Below are 2,762 nucleotides of genomic sequence, written 5' to 3'. Positions count from 1 at the left end.
TATTCGTCTAAGTGCTACTTAGCAAAACCCATCTGGGTTGTATGGTTAAGCCTCTCGAGTCATTAGTATCAGTTAGCTCAACGCCTCACAACGCTTACACACCTGACCTATCAACGTCCTAGTCTCGAACGGCTCTTTAGTGGACTTATAGTCCAAGGGATGACTCATCTTGGGGCTCGCTTCCCGCTTAGATGCTTTCAGCGGTTATCGATTCCGAACATAGCTACCGGGCAATGCCATTGGCATGACAACCCGAACACCAGCGGTTCGTTCACTCCGGTCCTCTCGTACTAGGAGCAACTCCCCTCAATCATCCAACGCCCACGGCAGATAGGGACCGAACTGTCTCACGACGTTCTGAACCCAGCTCGCGTACCACTTTAAATGGCGAACAGCCATACCCTTGGGACCGACTTCAGCCCCAGGATGTGATGAGCCGACATCGAGGTGCCAAACACCGCCGTCGATATGAACTCTTGGGCGGTATCAGCCTGTTATCCCCGGAGTACCTTTTATCCGTTGAGCGATGGCCCTTCCATTCAGAACCACCGGATCACTATGACCTACTTTCGTACCTGCTCGACGTGTCTGTCTCGCAGTTAAGCTGGCTTATGCCATTGCACTAACCGTACGATGTCCGACCGTACTTAGCCAACCTTCGTGCTCCTCCGTTACTCTTTGGGAGGAGACCGCCCCAGTCAAACTACCCACCAGGCACTGTCCTTACCCCAGATAATGGGGCCAAGTTAGAACATCAACACTACAAGGGTGGTATTTCAAGGACGACTCCATCAGAACTAGCGTTCCAACTTCATAGTCTCCCACCTATCCTACACATGTAGGGTCAATGTTCAGTGCCAAGCTATAGTAAAGGTTCACGGGGTCTTTCCGTCTAGCCGCGGGTATACGGCATCTTCACCGCAATTTCAACTTCACTGAGTCTCGGCTGGAGACAGCGTGGCCATCATTACGCCATTCGTGCAGGTCGGAACTTACCCGACAAGGAATTTCGCTACCTTAGGACCGTTATAGTTACGGCCGCCGTTTACCGGGGCTTCGATCATGAGCTTCTCTTGCGATAACCCAATCAATTAACCTTCCGGCACCGGGCAGGCGTCACACCGTATACTTCCTCTTGCGAGTTTGCACAGTGCTGTGTTTTTGATAAACAGTTGCAGCCACCTGGTATCTGCGACTCCCGTCAGCTTAGAGAGCAAGTCTCATCACCAACAAGAGCGTACCTTCTCCCGAAGTTACGGTACCATTTTGCCTAGTTCCTTCAGCCGAGTTCTCTCAAGCGCCTTGGTATTCTCTACCCGACCACCTGTGTCGGTTTGGGGTACGATTCCCGCTAACCTGAAGCTTAGAAGATTTTCCTGGAAGCATGGCATCAACTACTTCATCCCCTTGGGGACTCGTCATCAGCTCTCAGTGTATAGTGACCCGGATTTGCCTAAGTCACCCACCTACCACCTTAAACGCGGACTACCAACGCCGCGCTAGCCTAGCCTTCTCCGTCTCTCCATCGCAGTTAGCGGAAGTACAGAAATATTAATCTGTTTCCCATCGATTACGCCTTTCGGCCTCACCTTAGGGGTCGACTCACCCTGCCCCGATTAACGTTGGACAGGAACCCTTGGTCTTTCGGCGAGGGGGTTTTTCACCCCCTTTATCGTTACTCATGTCAGCATTCGCACTTCTGATACCTCCAGTGTGGGTTACCCCTTCACCTTCAACGGCTTACAGAACGCTCCTCTACCGCGCAACTCTAATGAATTGCACCCGTAGCTTCGGTGGTATGTTTAGCCCCGTTACATCTTCCGCGCAGGCCGACTCGACTAGTGAGCTATTACGCTTTCTTTAAATGATGGCTGCTTCTAAGCCAACATCCTAGCTGTCTAAGCCTTCCCACATCGTTTCCCACTTAACATACACTTTGGGACCTTAGCTGACGGTCTGGGTTGTTTCCCTTTTGACGACGGACGTTAGCACCCGCCGTCTGTCTCCCGAGTAGTACTCATTGGTATTCGGAGTTTGCAAAGGGTTGGTAAGTCGGGATGACCCCCTAGCCTTAACAGTGCTCTACCCCCAATGGTATTCGCTCGAGGCGCTACCTAAATAGCTTTCGAGGAGAACCAGATATCTCCCGGTTTGATTGGCCTTTCACCCCCAGCCACAAGTCATCCGCTAATTTTTCAACATTAGTCGGTTCGGTCCTCCAGTTGATGTTACTCAACCTTCAACCTGCCCATGGCTAGATCACCGGGTTTCGGGTCTACGCCTTGCAACTAAACGCGCAGTTAACACTCGGTTTCCCTACGGCTCCGCTATTCGCTTAACCTCGCTACAAAACGTAAGTCGCTGACCCATTATACAAAAGGTACGCAGTCACGGTCTCAAGAACCGCTCCCACTGCTTGTACGTATACGGTTTCAGGTTCTATTTCACTCCCCTCACAGGGGTTCTTTTCGCCTTTCCCTCACGGTACTGGTTCACTATCGGTCAGTCAGGAGTATTTAGCCTTGGAGGATGGTCCCCCCATATTCAAACAGGATATCACGTGTCCCGCCTTACTCGTTTTCATCAAAGGTTAGTTTTCGTGTACGGGGCTATCACCCTGTGCCGCTGGACTTTCCAGACCATTCCACTAACACCCCTCTGACTTAAGGGCTAATCCCCGTTCGCTCGCCGCTACTAGGGGAATCTCGGTTGATTTCTTTTCCTAAGGGTACTTAGATGTTTCAGTTCCCCTCGTTTGCCTC

1 rRNA gene is annotated in these 2,762 nt (G+C 51.4%); it reads right to left on the bottom strand.

Features of this window, described 5'->3' with window-relative positions:
- Positions 1-41: 41 nt before the first annotated feature.
- Positions 42-2,762 (bottom strand): 23S ribosomal RNA (locus L976_RS00065); the annotation flags it as partial.

The sequence above is a fragment of the Shewanella sp. ZOR0012 genome (assembly GCF_000798835.1).
Classification (GTDB): domain Bacteria; phylum Pseudomonadota; class Gammaproteobacteria; order Enterobacterales; family Shewanellaceae; genus Shewanella; species Shewanella xiamenensis.
Note: the sequence above shows the minus strand (reverse complement) of the source record. Positions and strands in the feature narration are given on the sequence as shown.